Annotated in this window: 27 protein-coding genes; 10 read left to right on the top strand and 17 right to left on the bottom strand. The window is 33.6% G+C overall.

The annotated features are described in order from the left end of the window. Positions 1–7: 7 nt before the first annotated feature. The 7 genes from topA to JS605_RS10755 all read right to left on the bottom strand — a co-directional run bounded on the left by topA (position 8) and on the right by JS605_RS10755 (position 7,725). The gene (gene topA, locus JS605_RS10785; RefSeq protein ID WP_203257732.1) at positions 8–2,509 is read right to left on the bottom strand and encodes a type I DNA topoisomerase; all 2,502 of its coding nucleotides are present in this window, start codon (positions 2,507–2,509) and stop codon (positions 8–10) included. A gap of 110 nt (positions 2,510–2,619) precedes the next feature. Further along, a complete protein-coding gene (locus tag JS605_RS10780; RefSeq protein ID WP_203257731.1) occupies positions 2,620–3,540 on the bottom strand; it encodes a lipid A-modifier LpxR family protein in 921 nt (306 codons plus the stop codon). A gap of 126 nt (positions 3,541–3,666) precedes the next feature. Continuing rightward, positions 3,667–4,431, bottom strand: a complete 765-nt coding sequence (locus JS605_RS10775) for a hypothetical protein (RefSeq protein ID WP_203257730.1) — start codon at positions 4,429–4,431, stop codon at positions 3,667–3,669. A 12-nt stretch (positions 4,432–4,443) separates the two neighbouring features. Next, complete coding sequence (locus tag JS605_RS10770; protein ID WP_203257729.1) at positions 4,444–5,220, bottom strand: hypothetical protein; 777 nt, start codon at positions 5,218–5,220, stop codon at positions 4,444–4,446. A 92-nt stretch (positions 5,221–5,312) separates the two neighbouring features. After that, positions 5,313–6,542 (bottom strand): LVIVD repeat-containing protein, encoded by a 1,230-nt coding sequence (locus JS605_RS10765; RefSeq protein ID WP_203257728.1) that lies wholly within the window; start codon positions 6,540–6,542, stop codon positions 5,313–5,315. A gap of 36 nt (positions 6,543–6,578) precedes the next feature. Further along, entirely contained in the window at positions 6,579–7,013 is a 435-nt protein-coding gene (locus JS605_RS10760; RefSeq protein ID WP_203257727.1) for a hypothetical protein, read from the bottom strand. 13 nt (positions 7,014–7,026) lie between these two features. Then, positions 7,027–7,725 carry a hypothetical protein gene (locus tag JS605_RS10755; protein WP_203257726.1) on the bottom strand — a complete coding sequence of 233 codons (699 nt, stop codon included), beginning with the start codon at positions 7,723–7,725 and terminating at the stop codon, positions 7,027–7,029. A 291-nt stretch (positions 7,726–8,016) separates the two neighbouring features. Here JS605_RS10755 and miaB point away from each other — a divergent pair, with 291 nt between their 5' ends. The 8 genes from miaB (at position 8,017) to groL (ending at position 15,196) form a co-directional block, all read left to right on the top strand. Next, positions 8,017–9,465, top strand: a complete 1,449-nt coding sequence (miaB, locus tag JS605_RS10750) for a tRNA (N6-isopentenyl adenosine(37)-C2)-methylthiotransferase MiaB (protein WP_203257725.1) — start codon at positions 8,017–8,019, stop codon at positions 9,463–9,465. Between the two features lie 7 nt (positions 9,466–9,472). Next, positions 9,473–9,814, top strand: a complete 342-nt coding sequence (locus JS605_RS10745) for a hypothetical protein (protein WP_203257724.1) — start codon at positions 9,473–9,475, stop codon at positions 9,812–9,814. Position 9,815: 1 nt separating this feature from the next. Beyond that, positions 9,816–11,087, top strand: coding sequence for a sigma-54 interaction domain-containing protein (locus JS605_RS10740; protein ID WP_203257723.1), 1,272 nt, complete (start codon positions 9,816–9,818; stop codon positions 11,085–11,087). A gap of 63 nt (positions 11,088–11,150) precedes the next feature. After that, entirely contained in the window at positions 11,151–11,657 is a 507-nt protein-coding gene (gene lptE / locus JS605_RS10735; RefSeq protein ID WP_203257722.1) for an LPS assembly lipoprotein LptE, read from the top strand. Then, positions 11,635–12,609 (top strand): hypothetical protein, encoded by a 975-nt coding sequence (locus JS605_RS10730; RefSeq protein ID WP_239000324.1) that lies wholly within the window; start codon positions 11,635–11,637, stop codon positions 12,607–12,609. Before lptE ends, JS605_RS10730 begins: the two co-directional genes overlap by 23 nt. A gap of 6 nt (positions 12,610–12,615) precedes the next feature. Then, the gene (gene secG, locus JS605_RS10725; RefSeq protein WP_203257721.1) at positions 12,616–12,990 is read left to right on the top strand and encodes a preprotein translocase subunit SecG; all 375 of its coding nucleotides are present in this window, start codon (positions 12,616–12,618) and stop codon (positions 12,988–12,990) included. Positions 12,991–13,168: 178 nt separating this feature from the next. Next, positions 13,169–13,444 (top strand): co-chaperone GroES, encoded by a 276-nt coding sequence (locus JS605_RS10720; protein ID WP_203257720.1) that lies wholly within the window; start codon positions 13,169–13,171, stop codon positions 13,442–13,444. Positions 13,445–13,564: 120 nt separating this feature from the next. Then, the gene (gene groL, locus JS605_RS10715; RefSeq protein ID WP_203257719.1) at positions 13,565–15,196 is read left to right on the top strand and encodes a chaperonin GroEL; all 1,632 of its coding nucleotides are present in this window, start codon (positions 13,565–13,567) and stop codon (positions 15,194–15,196) included. Positions 15,197–15,289: 93 nt separating this feature from the next. Here groL and JS605_RS10710 read toward each other — a convergent pair whose 3' ends face one another. The 8 genes from JS605_RS10710 to xrtF form a co-directional block, all read right to left on the bottom strand. Then, positions 15,290–15,655, bottom strand: coding sequence for a DUF2200 domain-containing protein (locus tag JS605_RS10710; RefSeq protein WP_203257718.1), 366 nt, complete (start codon positions 15,653–15,655; stop codon positions 15,290–15,292). A 21-nt stretch (positions 15,656–15,676) separates the two neighbouring features. Beyond that, on the bottom strand, positions 15,677–16,027 hold the full coding sequence (locus tag JS605_RS10705; RefSeq protein ID WP_203257717.1) for a ribose-5-phosphate isomerase: 351 nt from the start codon (positions 16,025–16,027) through the stop codon (positions 15,677–15,679). 21 nt (positions 16,028–16,048) lie between these two features. Beyond that, a complete protein-coding gene (locus tag JS605_RS10700) occupies positions 16,049–16,414 on the bottom strand; it encodes a heavy-metal-associated domain-containing protein (protein WP_203257716.1) in 366 nt (121 codons plus the stop codon). A gap of 97 nt (positions 16,415–16,511) precedes the next feature. Next, on the bottom strand, positions 16,512–18,752 hold the full coding sequence (locus JS605_RS10695; RefSeq protein WP_203257715.1) for a TonB-dependent receptor: 2,241 nt from the start codon (positions 18,750–18,752) through the stop codon (positions 16,512–16,514). After that, positions 18,753–19,475, bottom strand: a complete 723-nt coding sequence (locus JS605_RS10690) for a heavy-metal-associated domain-containing protein (RefSeq protein ID WP_203257714.1) — start codon at positions 19,473–19,475, stop codon at positions 18,753–18,755. Positions 19,476–19,581: 106 nt separating this feature from the next. Continuing rightward, the gene (locus JS605_RS10685; protein ID WP_317194149.1) at positions 19,582–19,983 is read right to left on the bottom strand and encodes an HYC_CC_PP family protein; all 402 of its coding nucleotides are present in this window, start codon (positions 19,981–19,983) and stop codon (positions 19,582–19,584) included. Positions 19,984–20,188: 205 nt separating this feature from the next. Continuing rightward, a complete protein-coding gene (locus JS605_RS10680; RefSeq protein WP_203257713.1) occupies positions 20,189–20,620 on the bottom strand; it encodes an exosortase F system-associated membrane protein in 432 nt (143 codons plus the stop codon). Next, positions 20,613–21,164: an exosortase family protein XrtF gene (gene xrtF, locus JS605_RS10675; protein WP_203257712.1), complete on the bottom strand. Its 552-nt coding sequence runs from the start codon at positions 21,162–21,164 to the stop codon at positions 20,613–20,615. The genes JS605_RS10680 and xrtF overlap by 8 nt, the downstream gene beginning before the upstream one ends. Positions 21,165–21,229: 65 nt before the next feature. On the opposite strand from xrtF, the gene JS605_RS10670 reads away from it, so the two are divergent. Together JS605_RS10670 and purH are read left to right on the top strand one after the other, a co-directional pair. After that, the gene (locus JS605_RS10670) at positions 21,230–21,688 is read left to right on the top strand and encodes a GAF domain-containing protein (RefSeq protein ID WP_203257711.1); all 459 of its coding nucleotides are present in this window, start codon (positions 21,230–21,232) and stop codon (positions 21,686–21,688) included. A 241-nt stretch (positions 21,689–21,929) separates the two neighbouring features. Beyond that, positions 21,930–23,462, top strand: coding sequence for a bifunctional phosphoribosylaminoimidazolecarboxamide formyltransferase/IMP cyclohydrolase (gene purH, locus JS605_RS10665; protein ID WP_203257710.1), 1,533 nt, complete (start codon positions 21,930–21,932; stop codon positions 23,460–23,462). A 492-nt stretch (positions 23,463–23,954) separates the two neighbouring features. Here the strand turns inward: purH and JS605_RS10660 are convergent, their stop codons facing one another. Next, the gene (locus JS605_RS10660; RefSeq protein ID WP_203257709.1) at positions 23,955–24,701 is read right to left on the bottom strand and encodes a LytR/AlgR family response regulator transcription factor; all 747 of its coding nucleotides are present in this window, start codon (positions 24,699–24,701) and stop codon (positions 23,955–23,957) included. Then, on the bottom strand, positions 24,694–26,442 hold the full coding sequence (locus JS605_RS10655; protein WP_203257708.1) for a tetratricopeptide repeat-containing sensor histidine kinase: 1,749 nt from the start codon (positions 26,440–26,442) through the stop codon (positions 24,694–24,696). The genes JS605_RS10660 and JS605_RS10655 overlap by 8 nt, the downstream gene beginning before the upstream one ends. Positions 26,443–26,466 lie beyond the last annotated feature (24 nt).

The raw sequence follows: 26,466 nt of genomic DNA, 5'->3' as shown, positions 1-26,466 counted from the left end.
TATTATTTTATTTTTTTGCTGCTGTTTTCTTTTTAGTGGTACGTTTTCTGGTTGCTTTTTTCTTTGGTGCTTTTGTTTCGATATGCGCTTTAGCTTCTTCTAAAGTCATATCAGTCACATCAATTGTTTTTGGCAACTCTACTTTTACTTTGCCTTTTATAACATTGTGTCGTCCCCATCTTGCTTTTTCTACACGAATACCTTCTTCTTCCCAATGGTGGATAAGCTTATCTTTTTCTTTTTGAATTTTATCTTCTATTAATTCTACAATATCTGTATCTGATAAATTATCCCAGTCGTACTTCTTGTTTACGTTTATAAACATATTGTTCCACTTGATAAATGGCCCAAAACGCCCTTTACCTTTTTGCACAGGTAAATCTTGATACATATATATAGGTGCATCGGCTTTTTGCTTTTCTTTTATTAAAACAATAGCGTCCTCCAACTCTACACTTAAAGGATCTTGCCCTTTTGGAAGCGACACAAATGCTTTACCATATTTTACATACGGCCCATAGCGTCCATTATTTACCGAAACTTCTGCGCCTTCATAAGATCCTAATGTTTTTGGCAACTGGAACAAATCCATTGCTTCTTCAAAAGTTATGGTATTTAATTGCTGATCTGGACTTAGGCTTGCGAACATTGGTTTCTCTTCATCATCTACAGTACCTATTTGTACCATAGGTCCAAACTTACCTAAACGCACGCTTACTTGTCTTCCCGTTTTTGGATCGGTTCCCAGAATACGTTCTCCAGACTCTCTATCTGCATTTTCCTTTACATCTTCCACCACAGGATGGAATTTCTTGTAAAACGATTGCATCATTTCTGTCCAATCCTCTTTTCCTTCTGCTATTTCATCAAAATCCTCTTCAACTTTAGCTGTAAAGTTGTAATCTAAAATGGCTTCAAAATGATTTACTAAAAAGTCTGTGACAATCATTCCAATATCGGTTGGCACCAACTTTCCTTTATCAGAACCTACTTTTTCCGTTAAAGTCGCATCTGTAACTTCTCCATTTTGAAGTTTTAATTGTGTGTACTTACGTTCCACACCCTCCACTGTACCTTTTTCAACATAATTTCTATTCTGGATTGTTGAGATTGTTGGTGCATAGGTTGACGGACGCCCAATACCTAACTCTTCTAATTTTTTAACCAAAGAAGCTTCGGTATATCTGGCAGGTGGCCTTGTGTAACGCTCTGTTGCGGAAATAAAACTATTTAACAAGGTTTCATTTACTTTAAGAGCCGGCAACATACCTTCTTGCTCTACATTTTCATCGTCGGTACCCTCAAGGTATACTTTTAAAAACCCATCAAATGTAATAACCTCTCCATTGGCAGTAAAGGTTTCATTGTGTGAAGAGGCGTCTATTTTAACATTGGTACGCTCTAGTTGCGCATCACTCATTTGAGACGCTATAGCACGCTTCCAAATTAAATCGTACAAACGTGCCTGATCTCTATCTATATCTACTGTGTGTCTTGAAAAATCTGTAGGACGAATAGCTTCGTGTGCTTCTTGCGCACCTTTAGATTTTCCTTTATAGTTTCTAGGGTTGCTATAGCTATCGCCATACGCCTTTTCAATTTCAGCTTGTGCACCTTGTCTTGCTTCATCAGATAAGTTTACACTATCTGTCCTCATGTAAGTAATTAAACCAGCTTCATAAAGGCGTTGTGCCATGGTCATGGTTTTACTTACTGAAAAGTATAACTTTCTTGAGGCTTCCTGTTGAAGTGTTGATGTTGTAAATGGTGCTGCTGGTGATTTTTTGGCGGGTTTCTTTTGAAGATCTGCAACCTTAAAATCGGCCGAGGCATTACTTTCTAAAAACTTGTACGCCTCCGCTTTAGTTTTAAAATTCTTTGGGAGTTTTGCTTTAAAAGCTTGTCCATCTTCGTTGGAAAACTCAGCATCAATCCTGAAAGATGCTTCTGGTGTAAACCCCTGAATTTCTCGTTCTTTTTCAACGATTAACCTAACGGAAACAGATTGCACCCTACCTGCGGATAAACCTCCTTTTACTTTTCGCCAGAGCACGGGCGATAGTTCGTAACCCACAATTCTATCTAACACCCTGCGTGCTTGTTGCGCATCTACCAAATCATAATCTATCCCACGAGGGTTTTCAATCGCCTTTTTTATGGCTGCTTTAGTAATCTCATGAAAAACAATGCGTTTTGTTTTTTCTTTATCTAGTTTTAAAGTTTCGGCTAAATGCCATGCTATGGCCTCTCCTTCTCGATCTTCATCACTTGCCAACCAAACCATTTCGGCTTTCTTTGCAAGATCCTTTAACTTCTTTACAACGTCTTTTTTATCTTTTGAAACTTGATATTTTGGTTTGAAATCTCCCTCTACATCAACTCCAAGTTCCTTGGAAGGGAGATCGGCAATATGCCCAAAACTAGATTCTACCTTAAAATCTTTACCTAAAAATTTTTCTATAGTTTTCGCCTTAGCAGGTGACTCTACTATTACTAAATTCTTCGCCATACATCCTTTTTTGAAGCTACAAATGTATATGAAAAAAAGTTTATCTGCCTAATTAATCGATATTTTACCAAATCTTAACATGAAAAATAATACTTAATTCCCTCAGCCATTTAAAAACTAAAACCAAATACCAACATGCCATAAACATGAGATGTAGACAACGGCGTTTCTCTTGAATTATAATTGAACTCCAATTTAAAAACATGGTGCTTGGTTCTCAGAGCGGTTCCTGCTACCATATTAAAAACATGACTTTCAGCTATCGATGTAAAGGGATCTCTATCTTTAAATGGGCTACCTTGTATCAAGGTATTTAATATAACATACCTATAACCCCCACCAAAAAAACCAAAAAACTCAGATTTATTAGTAGCACCTACTGCTTGAATGCGATACGAATTTTGAAAATCATTAAACTTCCCAAAAAACAACAATACGTTGTTCTGCAGATACGTATCCTTGCTCCCTAAACTTGCACTAGTTAAATTCTGAATATTAAAGTGCTGCGATAGCCGAAAGTTAAATACCTTTTTTGCCTTTACATTAAAGAGCCACTTAAAGGCTATTTCATCCTGCCAAGTTGGTTTTTCTATATTTAATAAATCATGAAACGCATTTTGCAGTTTTCCTGCTAATGAAGGGCCTCCAGTTATACCTGTTTCTATTTCTAAAAACACCGCTGAATTTAATTTGATTTTAGCTAATTCTACACTTCCAAACATCCACCCAGCGTACGGACGATCAAAATCATTAGTATTAAATGAAAACAGATTACTAGGAGTATAGGTCTCGTTGCCTATCTGTATATTGGTTTGCAATGTTTCATCTTTGCCTTTTTTAAAAAGGATACTCCGCTCTAGCCCTTTTCTATAAGTTATATGCAAACCATTGGTATAGTATTTATCTTGAAGGACTAGTTTATCGTTACTTATACTTATTTCTAATTGTTTGTTTTGGGATACTACAACATTACTCCCTAAGAACCAAAGGATTAAAAAGCTTCTAATTTTTAAAATTTGTGAGGTATACAATAGCAACATTTAAAATTAAACACCAACATATAGTCGTATTACCGGATTAAAGTCTTACGATATGCACTGCAATAAAAAAACCAAACTCTACAAGCTTGGTTTTTTAAAGCTATATCTTAAAAATACTTAGTCTTCAATACCTATTTGCTCTATCTCGCTTTTATCATCGAAACCTACAGATTCTTTATAGATCATGTACAAAGGAATATAGGAAAAAGAAGAGGTAACAAATACGCCAATAAAACACATTAGCATACCCACTATTCCTGCTAAAAAGCCAGCTACAATAATTAAACCAAAGGTTATCAACCATTTTTTATTACCTAATTTAAACCCAGCCTTAACTATTTCTGAAACAGATAAATCTGGATTAAACGCATAAACAACGTTTATTATAGACATGGGCACAACTGCATATATTACAGGAAAAAAACATAAAAGGTACGATACCATTATAATTAAAAATGAAGCTCCTCCAACTTTAATTGTTTTGACTAAATATGGTTTTTTAAAAAAATAGAAGTAATCGTCATTTACAACTTCATTTGCGTCTTTATGCTTGCATATTTTAAAAAAAGCTGCTTTTAGACCAACACCAATTATCGTCGCAAAAAATGCAAAAACAATCATCATACCATAGAATGGCAACATGATAGCAAAGTTTGGTTCTCCTCCATTATTAAAAGCTTCTGGATCCATAATTCCCATTCCAATAAGTGGCACATACATCAACAAGTAAAATGGAAGCATGAACAGCATGCTTAAGAGTAAAATTACCAACCCCTGTACCCAAACTTTTTTAAATAATTCAATAGAATCATTAAATATGGTACCGAAATCTAAATCTTTAGCACTTTCTATTTTTTCTAATAAAGTTACAATGGTATTCATCTTTATGTTATTTTAAAATGAGTCTTCTCTAATATCGTTTGTCCCAATTAAATCAATTTCGTTACGGTCATCAAAACCAATTGCATCTTTATAAATTAAAAACACTGGCAAATAGGCTATACTAAACGTAAACACAATTCCTATTATACATGCTATTGCTCCTAACATGGCTAAGATACCACACACAAACATGGTCCCGAAAGTAATTAACCACTTCTTGTTACCAAGTGCAAAGCTTAGCTTAAAAATTTCTGTTTCACTTAGGTCGGGATTGTTGGCAAATACAATAGAAAAATAAGACAAGGGCACCAGGACGTATATATATGGTATTAAAAATAGGGTTTGGGCTAATGCCTGTATTATTGCATACACAATACCAAGCATTAATGCCTTAGAAAAATAGGCCTTTTTAAAGTAGTAGAAATAATCATCCTGTTGATTTTCTCCCTGCACCGTTTGCTTGCATATTCTGTAAAACCCAGCTAACATAACAATCATCAATGTACTAGCCAAAATAGTTTGCGGTAAGCTATACAGGGCATTTTGAGAATAAAATTTTACCAAGCTATCTATAGTTACGCCTTCCATTAATATTGAAGGATCTACAGCTAATCCAATAGCCTGAAAGATAAAATTCAAACACACACCAACTATTAGTATAATAAGGATTACTAAAAACCCTTTTAACCATACTTTTTTGAATAATTCAATGGCATCATTTAAAATATCTCCAAAATTTAAATCTGGTGCATTTCTTATTTTATCCCTTAAAACATCGTATGAATTCATTTAAAGAAATGTTTGGTTAGTTGTATCTCTATACAATTATACATAAAAAAATCTGCCCGAAAGCAGATTTTTCCAACAACATTAGTTTCAGTTTAGTTTAATGAATATGCACTAATAAGTGCCACGTTGTTAACTTTATATTCGTATTGATACAGTGTATTTTTACCAATCATGATTAAGGTATTTTCTAACGGAATCACATCAGTTGCTTGCTCCTCTTTTAGGGTGTTTACCAAATCTAAATCCACAGGGGTGTTACGCTTAAATAATTTTAAACCTGCCACTCCATCACAAACATAGAGCATATCACCTTTTACACCCAGTCCGTAGGGATTCTCTAAAGTGTAACGTTCTGCCAAAGTAGGACTAAACTTATCTGATATATCAATAATTTCAAGAACACTTTCTTGTTGCCCACACAGGTTACCACCCCTTAAAGTCAAATATGCATAATTACCATCTACAACCACGGGGTCACATCCTTCCCAATGTGTGAATTCTGATACGTATTCTGGTGCTGAGGGTGTTTTTAAATCATAAATATACATCCCATTTGTACTGCCTAAATACAGGTAATTATCAGCAGCAAACATCGTTTCTATATTCCATCCAGCACTTTGTGTGGTCTCTAGCACAGGATTGGATAAATTTTGAATATTAAAAATAGACATGCTGTATTGTCCAACAGTATACAAATAGTTATTTACTATTTGAAACCTTGCTAAAGACCCTCCTTTACCAACCGCTGCTTCAGCAGTTGTATCACTGAAAGCGATATCGTCAATTAATACTCGATCAAAATCTTCTCTTCGTTCCTGTTTTAGATTCCAACCAACAATAACTTGAGTTTCATAATTAAAACCTTCAAAGTCAGAAAACTTAGCTTCTTCAGGAATTTGATAATTGTATATCTCAAAGACATCTTCCAAACGTTCTACCTGCTTCACATCATTTATATTGGAAATATCAAATACTACCAAATCTGTGGCACTATCTGCATACAGATAGTTGTTTTTTACAGAAATATCTTCGTTTCCCGGAATTTCAATATAATTTAAAGGTTGAGGCGATGTTGGATTTGTATTATCTATAATATGCACACCTCTATTAACATCATTTACAAAAATGTAATTGGCATAAACATATATTTTTCCTGGCTCTACTATAGGTTGAGACGCCTTAATTTTTACCGATTTACGAAAATCAGATTTACTCATTACCTGTGGTGTAGCCACAAGTACCAATTCTGAATCGCTATCCTTATCACAAGAAAAAAGTGTGATAACTAACAATAGACTTAAAAAAAATGAAGTTGATTTCACAGCGAGTAGTTTGTTTGTTATTAGCTTGTTTATATTTTAATACGAATAGTTTAATGGAGGTTCCCAACCGTTGAGATTTAAAATAATCTCATTACTTCCATTAATTTGTAAGGATGCTATGTTAAAAGAAATAGTACGTTCAAAAAAAGCTGTACACACTTCTGGATTAAGAAACTCTAATTTTAAAAAGCGCTGTTCTGGGGACGATTCGGCCACGGCACCAGAATCTACCAACCCGTAAGACCAAGAATTACCATCACAACCAGAGGCACCTATTGTAACATGTAAACAATCTCCCTCAATAACAACATCAACAAACTGAAAACTATCTGATTGAATGTTATCAAAAGCTATATCGTCAACCACAACTACATCATCACATGTATTATCAATATCTAATACAATATCATCTTCACATTGTGTGCTTAAAAAACAACACATCACGAGAATTAGAAAACTTATTTTTTTCATTGGTAGGTTATAACTAATATATTAATACTGGCAATCCATTTTCACAAACTACAGCAGTAGGTTGCGGGGTTAAGTCACAGGTTGAAAATACACTCCATTTAATATTATAATCTTGTTCTGCTTGTGTATAAACCTCTAACTTTTGTAAAAACAACTCGACATCAATTGACTTTGGATAAGCGATATAGCCTTGTGGCCCACCACAAGCTTTAGAACCATAGGGCGCATAAGCCCACTCCTCTACATTTTCGCATGCTATTCCATCCATTAATTGGGTTGCATCATCAAACAAATCCATCAATGCTCTATAATCTTGCTCCTGTTCAGTAAGTTTTTTTGTGACTACAAGTTCTGTTTCTGTAACTGACAAAATACGCCAGACATAAGTATTAGGAAAATGATCTTGTGTTATCGTTATTACATCATCAGTGAGTTCCCAAGCACCATCATAATCTGAAAAATGAAGCGGCGGCGTACCACACCACCCAGACGAGCGCTCTATTAAGTCCCCTTTAGCTTTAAATGAAATCCCATAAGCATCTTCTGGTAAAGTATTGTATCTTTTAAAGGTAATATTTTCGTCAGTATACTGGGCATCAGACCAGTTCCCTAACAATAAATTTGAAGTATCTAATACACTGTCTTCATTGGGTTCACACTTCATATTAATACAACAAATTAATATAGTAACAGCAAAAGCTAATTTTCTCATAAGTTTCTCTTGGGTTTGATTTGAAGTTCAAATATTAGATACAAAACTAGACAAATGGTTGCGTGAAAATACCTCTATGTTTTTTTCAAAACGACCAAAACACAAACTTTAGTATTAAGATTCCCGCTTTTACAGAAATAACAATTTTAAGAATACCCAGCGCTTAACTATTCGGAATTCATTTTAAATTTAATATGACACTTTGTCATAAAAACACATATTAATTGTATCTTTGCAGCTGCCTTACTATAGACAGGCACGAATATTGACCCACTGTGGATTCAAGATATTATGGAAAAGATTATAGACGAAAACAAACAAGGCCAATCCTTAATTTTAGATAAAAAAGAAGGTAACACACGTAAGCTTTTTATTGAAAGTTATGGTTGCCAGATGAATTTTAGCGATAGTGAAATTGTAGCCTCCATTCTAAATGAGCAAGGTTACAATACGACGCAAAATTTAGAAGAGGCCGATTTAGTTTTGGTAAACACCTGCTCTATTCGGGACAAGGCAGAACAAACCGTAAGAAAGCGTTTAGAAAAATACAATGCTGTAAAGCAAAACCAAAACCCTACGATGAAAGTTGGTGTTTTGGGCTGTATGGCAGAACGTTTAAAAAGTAAGTTTCTCGAAGAAGAAAAAATTGTGGATTTGGTTGTTGGTCCAGATGCTTACAAAGATTTACCTAATCTTTTAGCAGAAGTTGAAGACGGAAGAGATGCTATTAATGTTATTTTATCTAAAGAAGAAACCTATGGCGATATCTCTCCTGTACGTTTAAATACAAATGGTGTCACTGCTTTTGTATCTATTACTAGAGGCTGCGATAACATGTGTACGTTTTGTGTAGTACCTTTTACCCGTGGACGCGAACGCAGTAGAGACCCACAAAGCATCATAGAAGAGGTTAATGATTTGTGGAATAAAGGCTATAAAGAAGTTACGCTTCTGGGACAGAATGTTGATAGTTACCTGTGGTATGGTGGCGGATTAAAAAAAGATTTTGATAAAGCCAGCGACATACAAAAAGCTACGGCTGTAAATTTTGCCATGCTTCTGGATATGTGTGCTGTAGCTCAACCCAAAATGCGTTTCCGTTTCTCAACATCTAACCCCCAAGATTTTACCTTAGATGTGATTGAAACCATGGCAAAACATAGAAACATTTGCAATTATATACACTTACCTGTACAAAGTGGAAGTGACCGAATGCTTAAAGCAATGAATCGTTTACACACACGGCAAGAGTATTTTGAATTGATTGATAACATAAAGCGATTGATTCCTGATTGTGCCATTAGCCAAGATATGATTGCTGGTTTCCCAACAGAGACAGAAGAAGACCATCAAGATACATTAAGTTTAATGGAATACGTAAAATACGATTTTGGTTTTATGTTCGCTTATTCCGAAAGACCCGGTACACTAGCAGAGCGTAAAATGGAAGACGATATCCCTGAAGACACCAAGAAAAGGCGTTTAAATGAAATTATTGCTTTGCAACAAAAGCATAGTTTATTGCGCACAAAAGCACATGTTGGAAAAACTGAGGAGGTATTAATTGAAAAGCCATCTAAACGTTCTGATGCACATTGGTCTGGTAGAAACACTCAAAATACTGTGGTTGTTTTTCCAAAAGGCAAATATAATATTGGAGATTTTGTAAATGTGAAAATCACAGATTGTACCAGTGCTACCCTAATTGGAGAAGCTGTTGGGTATTCAGATAATAATTAAGCCAAGCATGCCTGAGTTCAATTTTAACAATAAAATATTTTCATTAATTGACAACTCTGAAAACGGACAAGTTAATTCTGAAACATTGTTTAAATATAAGCAAGACGGCAACCTAATTACTGCTGATTATTCTGGTGGAAGTGTTATTTACGGAAAAATAGTTGGCAAGCTAAACAAAGATAAAATAGAGATGCTTTACCAATGTTTAACTCTAGAAGAAGAGTTAAAAGCAGGAAAAGCAATTGCAACGATTAGTTTAACAAAAGACAATAAAATTAAGCTGAAGTTACATTGGCAATGGCTAAATGATACGAACGAAAAAGGAACTTCAGAATACATAGAAAACTAAAATGGAATCTGTACAAGCCATAAAACAACGTTTTGGTATTATTGGTAACACACCATCCCTTAACCGAGCATTAGAAAAAGCTATTCGTGTAGCACCAACTGATATTTCGGTTTTAGTTACAGGAGAAAGTGGTGTTGGTAAAGAAAGTATTCCAAAAATAATACACCAGCTTTCCCACAGAAAGCATAATAAATATATTGCTGTGAACTGTGGTGCCATTCCAGAGGGTACCATAGACAGTGAGCTTTTTGGGCATGAAAAAGGTGCTTTTACTGGTGCAACATCTACCCGTAGTGGGTATTTTGAAGTAGCCGATGGTGGTACCATATTTTTAGATGAAGTTGGAGAATTACCCCTAACCACCCAAGTACGCTTATTACGTGTGTTAGAAAATGGCGAATTTATCAAGGTAGGTTCCAGTAAAGTACAAAAAACCAATGTACGTATTGTTGCTGCAACAAACGTTAATATGTTCGAGGCTATTGAAAAGGAAAAGTTTCGTGAAGATTTATATTATCGTTTAAGCACAGTGGAAATTAACTTGCCTCCGCTTCGTGAACGCCAAGATGACATCCATTTATTATTTAGGAAATTTGCCAGTGATTTTGCCTTAAAATATAAAATGCCAACGGTAAAACTTACCGATAATGCTATTCAATTACTTTTAAAGCACAGGTGGAGCGGCAATATTAGACAGTTACGTAACGTTGCCGAACAAATCTCTGTTCTTGAACAAAACCGTACCGTTTCAGCAGAAATTTTAAGAGGTTATTTGCCCGCATCAGGCTCAACAAACTTGCCTGCAGTTGTAAAGTCATCTAAAAACGACAGCGAATTTAGCAACGAAAGAGAGATTCTTTATAAAGTGCTTTTTGATATGAAGAGCGATTTAAACGATTTAAAGAAACTCACGATGGAGCTTATGAAAAATGGGAACTCCAAAGATGTTGAAAAAGAAAACGAGCATCTAATCCAAAAGATTTATGGCAATGACAATGAAGACAGCAGGGATTTTGATTTTGAGGAAGAAAACATTGTAGAAAACCCAGAAGTATTATCTATTCCTGAGCATGTAAATGAACCTGTTTCAACAGATAAATACCATTTTGCAGAAGAAATTGAAGAAGAAGAAACATTATCCTTACAAGACAAAGAGTTAGAATTAATAAAAAAATCATTGGAGCGGCATAACGGAAAACGTAAATTAGCCGCTGCTGAATTAGGTATAAGCGAACGAACACTCTACCGAAAAATTAAGCAATATGACCTTTAAAAAGCAGCTTGTTAAAACATCTTTAATCAGCAACAATGTTAAAAATTCTACGTTAGAAACTAAATGAAACACATAAAACATATATCCTTATTGCTCTCGCTAGTTTTAGTGTCTAGTTGTGGATTTTATTCGTTTACGGGGGCTTCAATATCCCCAGACACCAAAACATTTCAAGTAAACCGTTTTGAGAACAATTCGCTTTTAGTAGAACCTGGTTTAGAGGTTACTTTTAGAAATACCATGATTGCTATCTTGGAAAACCAAACCAACCTAAACAATGTTAATTCCAATGGAGATATAGTGTACGAAGGCGAGATTACCGAATACCGTATCTCCCCTACCACCGCAACAGCCCAAAATACTGCTGCACAGAACAGATTAACTATTAGCGTAAAAGTCCATTTTTATGATAAAAACGATCCTGAAGCGGAATTTGAACAAAGATTTTCTTTTTTTCATGATTACGAAGGTACCGCGCAATTATCAGGATCGGTTAAGGACACCGCTATAGAAGAAATTTTTGAACGCATAACACAAGATATTTTTAATGCCTCTTTGGCAAAATGGTAACCATACTTTGAATAGTCACGATTTTACATCCTTATTACAAAACCCTCAAAATATAAACCCTCAAAAAACTGAGGCACTTAGGGCTATTATTCAACAGTATCCTTATTTTCAATCTGCCAAAGCACTGCAACTTAAAGGCTTAAAACAGCAAGAAAGTACAGAGTATAACCAAGCCTTAAAAACAACAGCTGCCTACACAACGGATAGAAGTATACTTTTTGATTTTATAACATCTGATGTTTTTATTCAAAACGAAATATCAAAAATCATAAAACGAAACACCATTTACATGAATGATATAAATGTAAATGCAGATGATATTTCTTTAGATAAAAGCCAACAAATTGCTCACAACCTAAATCAACAACTTAAAGCAACTTCAGGTGTTTTAGATCCTGAATTATTCCAACCAAAAGATCCATCAGAGGTAAGAACCATGAACTTTAAGTTGGACGAATCAGAGTCTATTGAAAATACAACGGAGAATACCAATTCACAAGAAGCCTCAGCCGAAGACATTCTAAAATTAGGGAAGCCACTTCAATTTGATAAGAGAGAAACACACTCTTTTAATGAATGGTTGAAATTAACGCACATAAAGCCAATAAAGAGAGATCTCAACTCTGAGGAGAATACAACTGCAACAGAAAGCGAATCTATCCAAGCGGAAAATAAATCAAAACGAAGTGAAATTATAGATAGGTTTATCTCAGAAAATCCAAAAATAACACCTGTTAAAGGTTCAGGATCAAAAGAAAACCTAGCCAAGGCTAGAACAAAACAACCTGAAACCTTAATGACAGAGACGTTAGCACGTATTTATCTAGAGCAAAAAAACTATAAAAAGGCGATTCAATCCTACAAAATTTTAAGTTTGAAATATCCAGAAAAAAGTAGTTTCTTTGCAAACCAAATTAAGGCGATACAACAATTACAAGAATATAATAAATAAGAAATAATGGGTACGTTTACAATATTTTTAATCCTTATCGTAGTTGTAGCATTTTTGCTTATAGTAGTGATTATGGTACAAAATCCTAAGGGCGGCGGCTTATCTTCATCTTTTGGTGGCGGTGGCACACAGCAACTTGGTGGCGTTAAAAAAACCACAGACTTTTTAGATAAAAGCACTTGGACTCTAGCAACATTACTTTTAGTATTGATACTAGTATCTAATGTTGCTATTGGAACTGGGGAAGCATCTTCTGAGTCAAAAGCTTTTGATTCTGATGCGCAGACTACGCAGCCATTGCCAAACACACAAGCTTTACCAACGCCCAATGATGGTGAAGGAAGTAGCGATGCAACAAAAGATGACAATGCTACACCATAAGCAATAAAAGATATATACGTTAAAAAAATGCCAACTTAAAAGTTGGCATTTTTTATTGGAGATCACTTGCATCAGCTAACAGATACTGCAAGTTTGTCAGTTTCTGTGCCATGGCACATTTTTAGCTTAACGCTTAAGCGTTAATTAATAACCTAAATAAATAAAAATATAAAACAAAATGGGAGTAAACATTAAACCATTAGCAGACAGAGTGCTTATTGAACCTGCTGCAGCTGAAACAAAAACAGCATCAGGAATCATTATTCCAGACAACGCTAAAGAAAAACCTCAAAAAGGGAAAGTAGTAGCTGCCGGACCTGGCACAAAAGACGAGCCTATTACGGTTAAAGTTGGCGATACCGTTTTATATGGAAAATACGCTGGAACAGAATTAAAACTTGAAGGCACAGATTATTTAATCATGCGTGAGAGTGATATTCTTGCAATTGTTTAACTACAAATTCCAAAAACCAAAAAAATAAATTCCAAAAAATCTCATTTTGCTAAACTCCTCCGCTTGGAATTTAGAGTTTGAACATTGAGGTTTTAAAATTTTAAATAAAATTTTTAAAAGATGGCAAAAGACATAAAATTTGATATTGAAGCACGCGACGGATTAAAACGTGGTGTAGATGCATTAGCAAATGCAGTAAAAGTAACTTTAGGTCCTAAAGGACGTAATGTAATTATTTCTAAAAGCTTTGGTGGCCCCTCTGTAACTAAAGATGGAGTTTCTGTAGCTAAAGAAATTGAATTGGAAGATGCTCATGAAAACATGGGAGCTCAAATGGTAAAAGAAGTAGCTTCTAAAACTAACGATTTGGCTGGAGATGGTACTACAACGGCTACCGTTTTAGCGCAAGCGATTGTAAAAGAAGGCCTTAAAAATGTAGCTTCTGGTGCTAACCCAATGGATTTAAAACGTGGTATTGACAAAGCTGTTGAAGCCATTACTGCTGACCTAGAAAAGCAAGCAAAAAAAGTAGGAAATTCTTCTGAAAAAATAAAGCAAGTAGCTGCTATTTCTGCCAATAATGATGATACTATTGGAGAGCTAATTGCGCAAGCTTTTGGTAAAGTTGGTAAAGAAGGAGTAATTACTGTTGAAGAAGCTAAAGGTATGGATACTTATGTTGATGTTGTTGAGGGTATGCAGTTTGACAGAGGATATTTATCTCCTTACTTCGTTACAGATTCTGATAAAATGATTGCAGATTTAGAAAATCCATACATTTTATTATTTGATAAGAAGATTTCTAACTTACAGGAAATTCTTCCAATATTAGAGCCTGTAGCACAATCTGGTCGTCCTTTATTAATTATTGCAGAAGATGTAGACGGACAGGCTTTAGCTACTTTAGTTGTAAACAAACTACGTGGTGGTTTAAAAATCGCTGCTGTTAAAGCACCTGGTTTTGGAGACAGACGTAAAGCAATGCTTGAAGATATAGCTATTTTAACTGGTGGTACTGTAATCTCTGAAGAAAGAGGATTTACTTTAGAAAATGCAGATTTAAGTATGCTAGGTACTGCTGAGACAGTAACAGTTGACAAAGACAACACAACAATAGTTAATGGATCTGGAAAAGCTGGAGACATCAAAGCAAGAGTAAACCAAATTAAAGCTCAGATTGAAACTACTACTTCTGATTATGATAGAGAGAAGTTACAAGAACGTTTGGCTAAACTCGCTGGTGGTGTTGCGGTACTATATGTTGGTGCAGCGTCTGAAGTAGAAATGAAAGAAAAGAAAGATCGTGTTGATGATGCATTACATGCTACAAGAGCCGCTGTAGAAGAAGGTATCGTTGCTGGTGGTGGTGTTGCTTTAGTTAGAGCAAAATCTGTTTTAACTAAAATTACTACTGACAATTTAGATGAAACTACAGGTGTACAAATCGTAAACAAAGCTATTGAAGCACCTTTAAGAACTATTGTTGAAAATGCTGGTGGAGAAGGTTCTGTAGTTATCAATAAAGTGTTAGAAGGCAAGAAAGATTTTGGTTATGATGCTAAATCTGAGGAATATGTAGATATGCTTAAAACAGGAATTATAGATCCTAAAAAAGTAACACGTATTGCTTTAGAAAATGCTGCCTCTGTTGCTGGTATGATTTTAACTACTGAGTGTGCTTTAATTGATATTAAAGAAGATGCTCCTGCTATGCCTCCAATGGGTGGCGGTGGAATGCCCGGAATGATGTAATGTAAATTGTTACAGTTAAATAAAAAAAACGCTTCCAGCTTGGAAGCGTTTTTTATTTATCACGTGTTTCTCTTTATATCTTTTTCTTCTAAACTAACTTCCCCTTAAAATTTTCTCCATTTTTCGACCCTTAGCCAATTCATCTATCAGTTTATCTAAATATCTACATTGCTTTGTCAAAATATTATCGATTTCTTCAATACGATAACCACAAATAACACCCTTGATTAATTCAGCATTAGGATTAACTTCTGCTTCGTTAAAGAACTCTTCAAAAGTTACTTTTCGGTCTATCATATCTTTAATTTTTGCATCATCAAAACCTGTCAACCATGTAATTACCGTATGTAACTCTTCTTTTGTCCTGCCTTTTTTCTCAACTTTATTAACATAGTGGGGATAGACTGAAAAAAATTTCATTGTCCTAACGCGTTCGTTGTGCTCTGGTGTAGTTTTCATATTTTAAAGTATTAGCAAGATTTAATTATACCATACCGCATAGCCTTTTCGTCTTAATTCCAAGGCTAGGGTTTCCTCCTTTTTTAAGGCTTCAACCCTTGAAAGAATAGGATTTATATGATTATATAAACTTGGTCTTAAATAAGACCCATATTTTTCAACAATACTAGCCGATATTTTATACCCTTTTTTATTCCTGTACCCTGTTTTATGTTGTAGAAATCGCTCTTTAGGTGTTTTACTGGTCATACCAACATATAAACATTCCAATACGCCATTAAATTGAGGGTTAGCAGCTCTAAATTTAGCATTTTCTGAAAAAACACGTTTCTTTAGTTCTATAACATAAATACAATATTCGGTCTTAGGCATATTTAAAAACTGTCACTATAATTAAGATTTAGTGTTTTCTTTATGGGCTTCTTTAATATCCTCATCTCTATACTTACAACATGGGTGTACCGTTGCATAGGCTTCATCTGTTGCTTTTTGATCCTTAACGTCATGCCCCACCGCTAACACTTGCTTTTTTATAGCTGTTGTATCTGTTTTACGTTCATCAAAAATTAATTTTAACTCATGTGTATCCACATCCCATTGCGCATATTTTACACCTTTTGTATTTAAACACGCCTTTTCTATTCTAGCTTTGCACATACCACACACACCATCTACCTCTATGGAAGCTTTGGCGTTTTTGTTTTGAGCATAGGTTGTTGTTGCTATTAGTAGTATTACTATTGTTATAATATTTTTCATTTTTTTGTCTTTTTTATGATTCCTACGAAGGCAGGAATCTTATTTTACATTTAACTTTATCTTTAATGAATTCCCTCCTTCGCGGGAATAACACATTCTATTTTATTCTATATCTTAACCCCGCATAATACATACTTCCAAAAATTGGACCATACACAAAAGTGGAATCAAAATTCTCACTAAAAGGATCATCTGCTGCTAAAATTGGGTTGGACTGTCTTACATTAGTAATATTTTCTCCTCCTAAATACACTTCAAATCTAGAAGAGAATACTTTCGTAATTTGCGCGTTAAGAGTAGCTAACGTAGGGGTTCGATCTGGCAATTGATATTGCAAAGGGTTACTTGATGTTGATGTATAACGTTGATCGCTCAACCAATTATAAGTAACATCAAATTTCCAACGACTGCTTGCTCCTTCTTCACGGTTTGTTACATACCCTAAATTAGCAAATACACGATGTTTTGGGGTTAATGATCTTTCTAATCGTCCTGTACTATAGTCTGTTTGTACATCATAAAACTTGTAAGCTGTTCTAAAATCTAAACCTTCAAAGGCATTATAATTTAATTCTACCTGAAAACTATTAGCAAAACTTTTCCCTTCTAAATTATAAAAATTAACTTCCTGAGGGTTTTCCCAATCTACAACAACTTGATTTGTGAAATCTGTTTTATAAAAATCTAAAGTAATATCAGCTTTTCTTCCAAAAAGATTAAATCCTTGTAAATAGGACAAGCCATAATTCCAGGCAATTTCGGGATCTAAACCATAGATATTACCCCTAGAGTTTAAAATATTGATCTGTCGCGATGTTGAGAATAATTGTTGATTTTCGGTAAAAATATTAGCACTTCGCTTACCTCTTCCAAAAGATGCTCTAAATGCAGATTTACTCCATGGCGAATATCTTAGGTGTAAACGAGGCGTGATGAATGTACCCAACAAATTATGATGATCAATACGAACTCCTGCCGTAAGATTCAGTAGCTCTAAATTATCGTAACTATATTCAAAAAATGCTCCAACTGAGTTTTCGGTTCTTTCATAATCTATAGTATTTACCAATTCGTCATAGTGATCATACGTATAGCTTAGCCCTGTTTTTATTTTATTTCTGGAATCGCTAATTATAGAGTTGTACATGGCATTTGCATATAGACTATTATGCTGAATATTATAAATATTTAACCCAAAATAAGAATCTTGTTTATGGCTACTAAATGCTGTTTGCACTCCTAAACTTTGCCATGGTACCTCTGGATTTACATAACCAAATTTAGCCGAAACCTCGTAACGCTTAGTTTTAATTTCACTACCCCAAGCGTTAGTAGTTAATTTATCTGTTTCTGGATTAAAATCTAACTGACCCGATTGTTTCTCATCATCTAAATATTTCAAATTAATAAAACTCACAAAACCTTTTTGAGTATCGGTATATTGCCAACGGTTCATAAAATTAATTTGGTTAAATAATGGCATATCTAAAAACCCATCATCATTTACATCATGCTTCTTTTGGTGTGTATTACCATGAATATATAATCCAGTATGCCATCTATCACTCACTTTTGCATTGATATGGGTATTTAGTTCTAAACGTTCACTTGTTGCCCCATATAAATTCACAAATAATTTATCATCAATTGAAGGTTTCACTAACTCGGTATTAATTTGCCCTGCAATGCTTTCAAACCCATTAACCACACTCCCTGTGCCTTTGGTAATTTGAATACTCTCTACCCAAGTTCCAGGAATAAAACTTAGTCCATAAGCTTGGGATGCCCCTCTTACAGATGGAATATTTTCCGTTGCAATTAAAATATACGGACTTGTTAATCCCAACATCTTAATTTGCCTAGTCCCTGAAATGGCATCGGCAAAATTTACATCAATAGAGGGATTGGTTTCAAAACTTTCTGATAAATTACAGCATGCTGCTTTTAACAACTCTTCACTGCTTACCGTAATAACATTTTGAGATTTTAAATACGATTTTGCTGTGGTTTGTTTTCTTGAAGTTACAACTACTTCATCTAAATCGTCTGTAGATTTTAACCAGTGTTGTATAAATTTTGGTGTATTAATTGTGAGTGTATCTGTTTTAAAACCAACATAACTAATCACTAGTTTTTTATAGAATGGTTTATACGAAATTGTAAAATTTCCATCAATATCAGTAACTGTTCCAACTTCTGTGTTTAACCAAAACACATTAGCTCCTGCTAAACCTATGTTTGTATTAGCATTGTTTGCTTCCATAACCATTCCGCTTATCTTGTCTTGCGAAAAACAAACAACTGGAAGCATCATCAATATATATATAATGCTTCTCATTTATCCATTTATTTGAATTAACATGATAATTGCCATGACAATCATGATACTATTCTCGATAAATGTGGCTTTAGTCATAGGCAATTTTAATGCGGTTCCCAGGCACGCACATTGAATTGACTTTTTATCCAATAGCGTTTTTGTTACCCCAATAGTAGTGATTCCTAAAATTACCAACGTGATAACCAAAGCTATAAGGATTTCAATTCGCATTAAAAATAGTAGACCAAGTGTCACCTCTATAAAAGGGTATAGCCATGCGTATATTGGCACTACTTTAGCCAAAGGATCATACATCCTGAATGATTTGGGAAAGCCTTGTAAATCTAATAGCTTAAAAAAGCTAAAAACAATGTAGAATAGCCCCATAAAATCTAACATAAAGCCATTAGTATCCCATGGATTTCTATTAAGTAATACAGAAGCTATTGTGATATAACCAAAAATTAAAAACAATGGAAATAATTGTTTTAATTCTGATGTATCTTCTGTTTTAATAGCAGAAGAATTTGCAAAACTATTTTGCTCAGAAATTGTATATTTATTAGGAAGTACTTCTTGTAATTGCTGAATTGAAATGTGTTTAGACATTTGAATAATTGCCTCTGCAGATTCTAAATTTACCATAGCATTTTCAACTTCTGAAATTGCATTTAGCTTTTCTTCTACAGAGGTTCTGCATCCATTACAGGTCATTCCTGTAACTGTATATTTATATTTCATTTTGAATGTAATTTGATAATTTTAATCCTCAATGGTATTCCAAAGTTTGGAAATACACATTTTGCTCATACTAAATAAATGAGCTTCCTGCTTCCGCAGATGATTATCAAATTAAAAACACCTCATCTAAAACTTGAATATCGTAGATGAGATTTGGAGGAGAATAGTCTTTATGGGGAATGGTTTCTTTGGGTATACTTTTAAAACCATTGAAATATGCGTATGTAAAGGCTACCAAGAATTGCTGCTGCTCAATATCTAATTCTTCAAAGGATGCTTGTTTTAATTCATCTTGCCCTTCAACTACATCAATCTCATCATCACAGCAAGACTTTTGCTGCATTACATCTGCACTTTCCATACCACAAGATTTTGCTTCAGAAAAAACCGCAACATCTATTAGAGTATCTCCACAATAGTGCTTTTCAATAGTAAAGGAAACTGTAGAAAACAGCACTAACATTGCTAGGGTAACAGAAAATATTTTATGTAACAATTGATGTATCACATTACAAAATTACAAAAATTGAATTTTAAGTAATTAGTATTTATCAAATGATTAACAAACAGAATGTTGTTGCAGGACATAATGTTTGCAGGTAATGTGTTAGGGATTGTCCCGCACGTGCGGGATGAAATCCCTGAGGCTGGAAAGATTGAGTAGTGAAAGCAGGCAGGCCCGACCCCGCTTTTCCGTAGGAATGCACTAAAAATTAACTTTCTTTTATTTTATGGTAATAAAAGGCTGGAACTAATAGAATTAAAATTATAGGTTGAATTAAAAACCTACGGATATTAAAAAACAGATAATAGTCTTCTTGTTTTGGGTTGGATACAAAAAACAGAAAGAGCAACATTAAAACAACATAGGCAATACCAAAAATAATACTTGAAAACTTTAGGACACTCACATCTCTAAATATAACAAACAGTATTCCTAAAGATATAATGCTATTTAAAACATACCTTAATGTTGTAAACGCTACCAATTTAAACACCTCGCGTCTTGGACTATCTAAATACAAATAGTCGTTTTGAAAAAACGTAAGATAAGGATCGTAAAAAAGCGTGTCTTCGAAAAACCGAATTAAAATCAACAATGCAAACAACACTATTAACAATATGTATTTTAAAGGTTTAGACATTGTTTTGCTTTAATTTAGAAAACCTATTTACCCAAAACACCCATAATAAAAATACCATACCATAAATTATTGCAGGAAATACTACACTGTGCAATATGTCTTCATACTTTGGATAATGATATAAACCCATAGTTAAAAGCACAATTCTTAACAGGTTTACACTATAAATAAGCACACTTCCTGAGAGAATATAAAAGAATGTTGTTTTTAAATTTCCTGAGAATGCTACAATAAAAGATAAAAACAAAATAATTACACTTACCGCATTACAACCCTCAATAACACGTGCCAAGTATTTACCATTTATTAGTAATTTCATGGAAGCTTCGTCAGGGTGTGGCAAAATTTTAGCATCATACCCTAGGGCATCTAAAATTGCATCGCTTTGTCTTGCTACCAAATTGGTTAAACAATCGGGGTAATAAAGTGAGCCATCAGAAAATTGCAAATAAAATTTATAACACACTGAAAGTATAGCATATACCAACAAAAATGTGAGAATAAATTTTATAACCGCCTTGTATTTTACAAATAGTGCTTTCAAGTAATTATTAATATGAACACCGAAATTACACCTTTTTAGATACTTTTGCCAAAACTTTTGAAATCATGCCTTTTAAAAATCTAAAACCACAAGTTGAGACTATTATTTCTAATACTGAAAAAACTGTTGATGAACGTTTACTAAGTATTTGCGAATTACTGGAAACCAATATTGATTACTACAACTGGGTGGGGTTTTATTTTAGAAACGGCGATAAGGAAGAATTAAAATTAGGACCTTATGTTGGGGCTCCTACAGACCATACAATTATTCCCTTTGGAAAAGGTATTTGCGGACAAGTAGCCGTAAGTAATGAAAACTTTGTTGTGCCTGATGTATCTGCCCAAGACAATTACATTGCATGTAGTATTACTGTAAAGTCTGAAATTGTAATTCCCATTTTTGTAAATGGAGAAAATGTTGGGCAGATTGATATTGATTCTAACACTCCTGATCCTTTCTCTGAAACTGATGAACGATTTTTGGAGTTTGTTTGTAAGAAAGTCTCTGAAATACTTTCTTAAAATTCCAATTTTCAAAAACTAAATTCCAAAATTATTAGAGTGCTGTTTTGTGATTTTTGCTCTCTGTTAACAACTTCTCGTTTTCGTTAAAAAAACGCCCTCTTTTTCAAACAAATAGAGATTGCATTTCTTAAGGAAATAGCTACTTTTGCATTTTGATTTAAAATATAAACTTTTTAACCAAACCACAACAGTACTGTTCTCTTTTTCAAAGAAATAGAACTTTAAGAATCTCTAAGCAATGAGCAACGAAAAAACAATTAAATCTGCATTAATCTCGGTTTTTAGTAAAGACGGATTAGCACCAATCGTAAAAGAGTTAGACAAACAAGGTGTTACTATTTATTCTACTGGAGGTACAGAAACTTTTATTAACGATTTAGGAATTAATGTAGTACCCGTAGAGGATGTTACTTCTTATCCTTCTATTTTGGGTGGTCGTGTAAAAACATTACACCCAAAAGTATTTGGAGGTATTTTAAATCGCCAAAACCATGATGGAGATGTTGCAGAATTGGCTGAATATGAAATTCCACAAATTGATGTTGTAATTGTTGATTTATATCCTTTTGAAAAAACTGTTGCTTCAGGCGCTAGTAATCAAGACATCATTGAAAAAATAGATATTGGAGGCATTTCCTTAATACGTGCGGCAGCAAAAAATTATGCTGACGTTATTTGTGTATCATCCGTTGATGATTACAATGAGTTTTTAGAATTAATTTCTACTAACAACGGTACTATCTCTGAAGAAGACAGAAAACGTTTTGCTGCAAAAGCTTTTAATGTGTCTTCACATTACGATACAGCTATCTTTAATTATTTTAATCAAAATAACGAAGAGACTGTTTTAAAGTTAAGTGAAACTAAAGGCAAAGTTTTACGCTATGGTGAAAATCCACATCAAAAAGGATTTTTCTTTGGAGATTTTGACGAACTATTTACAAAACTTCACGGTAAAGAATTGAGTTATAATAACCTTTTAGATGTTGATGCTGCAGTAAACTTAATGTTAGAATTTAAAAACGATGCGCCTACATTTGCCATCTTAAAACATAATAATGCTTGCGGTTTAGCCCAACGTGATACACTTCATGAGGCGTATGTTGATGCTTTAGCCGGAGATCCTGTTTCAGCTTTTGGTGGTGTATTAATTAGCAATACTGAAATTGATGTAGCTACTGCTGAAGAAATCCATAAACTATTCTGCGAAGTAGTAATAGCACCTTCTTTTTCTCCTGAAGCTTTAGAAATACTTAAAGGAAAAAAGAATCGTATTTTATTACAAATTCATGATATAGACATGCCAAAAACAAACGTTCGTAGTTGTTTAAATGGTGTGTTGGTTCAAGATAGAAATACTATTACTGATACTGCTAAAGACTTAAAAACTGTTACTAATATTGCGCCTACTAATGCACAAATAGACGATTTATTATTCGCTTCAAAAATTTGTAAGCATACCAAATCCAATACTATTGTTTTAGCCAAAAACAAGCAATTGTGCGCAAGTGGTACAGGGCAAACTAGTCGTGTAGATGCTTTACAACAGGCTATTCATAAAGCTGGCTCTTTTAATTTTGATTTGAATGGTGCGGTAATGGCTAGTGATGCATTTTTCCCTTTCCCTGATTGTGTAGAAATTGCCGATAATGCAGGAATAAATGCTGTGATTCAGCCTGGTGGCTCAATTAAAGACCAGTTAAGTATTGATTATTGCAACGATAATGATATAGCTATGGTAATGACGGGTACGCGTCATTTTAAGCATTAAAAAAATATAATTAATTCTTATTTAAAAAGAGCACTCAATATGAGTGCTCTTTTTTTTCGAACCTATACTAAATAAACTTATCCCTTAATTAAGTTTATCAATAAAAGACAATTATAAAATGGGTATATATCAGAATGCCTCAACCGAATATAGCTCGAACTGTGATTAAACAGAGGTTAATATAACTAGTCTATAAATCAAAATGCTTAACTGTATAACTACAGCTATCATTAAAAAACATAGTAAATAGTTTATTTTTGTTTTTTCTGCTCTTTCCATATTGTTTGTATCTTTCTTTCTATGCTTCTCTTTTGAACACATATATTTCTTAATCCCTTGCCTATTCTGGGATAAATATAAATGTGATACTTAAGCATTCTGGAAAAAATGGCATGAAACAGGAAATCTATTCCATGAAACAGTAAAAGTTTGTAATGAAACTTTTCTTTAATTGTAAAAGAAGAAGATTATGTTGTTCTACGCAAAACGATGTTACCTAAGCGTTGTTAGTCTTTTTAAAAGGTCCTTGTAGGTTTCGCTTAAAGTTACTTTGTGGTTTCCTGAAAGTAAAATAAGGTTATCAGCAGGTATTATTTCTTCAATTTTATTAATATTCACAATGAAATTACGGTGCGTTCTACAGAACACATTATTATCTAACAACTTAAGGAGTTTTGTTAGTGAAATTAAGATGACAAACTTATCTTGCTCCGATATGATATTACAATACCTTTCTTCCACTTCAATACAAATAATATCTTTTGTATACACTTTTTTAAGTGATTTTCCTTTTTTTATGAAGAGATATTCGTCACTTATGATGGTATCTTCAGCCTCACTTAAAAACACATCTGGCTGTTTATAAAATTTTTCTACTGCCATTTCTAAAGCATATAAAATCTCTAGCTCATTAAAAGGCTTCATTAAAAAACTAAAAGGCTGTGTAAGTTTAGCACGTTCAAATATAGCCCTATCAGTACTGCTCGTCAAAAACACAAAAGGTATTGATGCATTTGGTGTGGCATTAATTGTTTCTGCAAATGTGATACCCTCAGGATTTCCATTTAAAAAAATATCTACAACCGCTATATCTACAGGGTTACTATGAAATAATTGTAATGCATCCGAAAATGTGGTTGCCACCCCAACAATATTATAATTATAGACTTTTAAGGTTGTAACAAGCGCATTACTTTCGTCAGGTGTATCTTCAATTATTAAGACATTTACCTTATGCATTTGGTGTAGTTTTTGGTAAAGATACGACCATTTTAGTTCCTTTTCCTAATGTGCTCTCTATTGTAAACTTACCATTGTTCTTTTTGATGTAAGATTTACAGAGTTGTATACCTAAACCTGTACCAATAGTATCTTCATGCTCTTTTTTAGCAAATGTCCTTGTATCCTTTTGTAAGGCTTCGAGTGTGGTTTTACTCATACCTAAACCACTATCTTCAACTATTAAATTGCAATAGGTATCATTTGGATGTTCTGTGTAAACTTTGATGCTATCGTTAGCCTCAGAAAATTTTATAGCATTATCCAGTAAGTTTCGCAATACTATTTTAAGTGATTCTTGGTCTGCAAACACTTTATCGGTTTTTAAAATTGACGTAGAAAAATCAATACCTTTATCTTCCATTATAGCTTTGTAATTATATGCTACTTGCTCTACTATAAAAAACAAGCGTAATGGTTCAATATGGAAATAGGATTGTTTAGTTTGCAATAGTGCCCAATGCAATAAATTATCTAACAAGTTATAGGCACCGTTTACAATACTACTATTGTTTTGCAGAGCTCCTTTAATAGTATTGAGGTCTTTGGTTTCAATATTATCTAGCAACTTAGTATTACTCATTTTTAAAGCATTTACCGAGGATCTTAAATCGTGACTTACAATGGAAAACAATTTATCTTTTGCGGCATTAAGTTCGTCTAGACGCGCTTTTTGGGCAAGAATAATTTTATTAGTTTTATTTTTTTCCTTGTAAAAGTAAAAGGTTACGCCTAACAAAATTAAAAGTGTTACTACAGAATATAGCAAACTATTGCGTTCCTTGACTTTTGCTTTATTTTCTGCCTCTAATAAGTTCACTTCCTGTTGTTTTTGCTTAACTGCAAATTCCTTTTCAATTTGGGCTACTTCATATATTTTATTTTGATCATTTAAAGAATCTTTCCATTGTTCGTATTCTTTTCTATAAACTAGAGCTTTTTGAAAGTTTTTTCGATTTTCCTCAACTACTGCCATATTCATGGATGTCAACAGTTTTTCATTAAAAGCTTTAATATTTTTAGAAAGACGGTATGCCTTTTCAAAATATGGAATCGCCATGTCGTCTTTATATTGCTCGTAATATAAATTAGCAATATTACCATATGTTAGTATTAAAGCCAAAGTATCTTTTTTTAGCTCCCTGTCTTTTGCACTTTGTAACAAATAAGGCTCTGCTTTATTAAAGTTTTTTAGGTGCAAATAGCATAATCCAATATTTTCGAGTATATCCCCCTTTCTTATAAAAAAATTATTACCGTCCTTGGGAGATTCTATTAATTCCTTAAAATAAGATATTGCTTTTTCAAACTCATGCTGCTCCAAAGCAATCTGCCCCAAACGCATTTTAACTAATGGATAATACTCAAATTCAGGAGATATTAGTTTAAATTCTCTCTCAGCTTCTTGATATATGCTTTTGCTTTGAAAACTAAATCCTCTAAAGTAATGGCTATAATTAGTCAAATCAATATTTTGCTTAACTGTATTAAGATAGCGCATGGCGTATACCAATGTGGAGTCCCATTCCTCTTCTACAAAAAAAGATGCGGACTTATAAAAGTCTACATCAGATTTATGTTGATTTGCCTTTTTTAGAATTTCAGAACGAAATACATCATTTTGGGTTGCTTCTTGAGAAGACAAATAAAATCTAAAAAGTAGAAATAAAAGTAATATGCTAAACTTTATGATTCTTTTCATATTGAGAGAGCAAAAAACAAATAT

Source organism: Hyunsoonleella ulvae (genome assembly GCF_016827605.1).
GTDB classification, from domain to species: Bacteria; Bacteroidota; Bacteroidia; order Flavobacteriales; family Flavobacteriaceae; genus Jejuia; species Jejuia ulvae.
The sequence above is the reverse complement of the archived record's forward strand: the minus strand, read 5'-3'. Positions and strand labels throughout refer to the sequence as shown.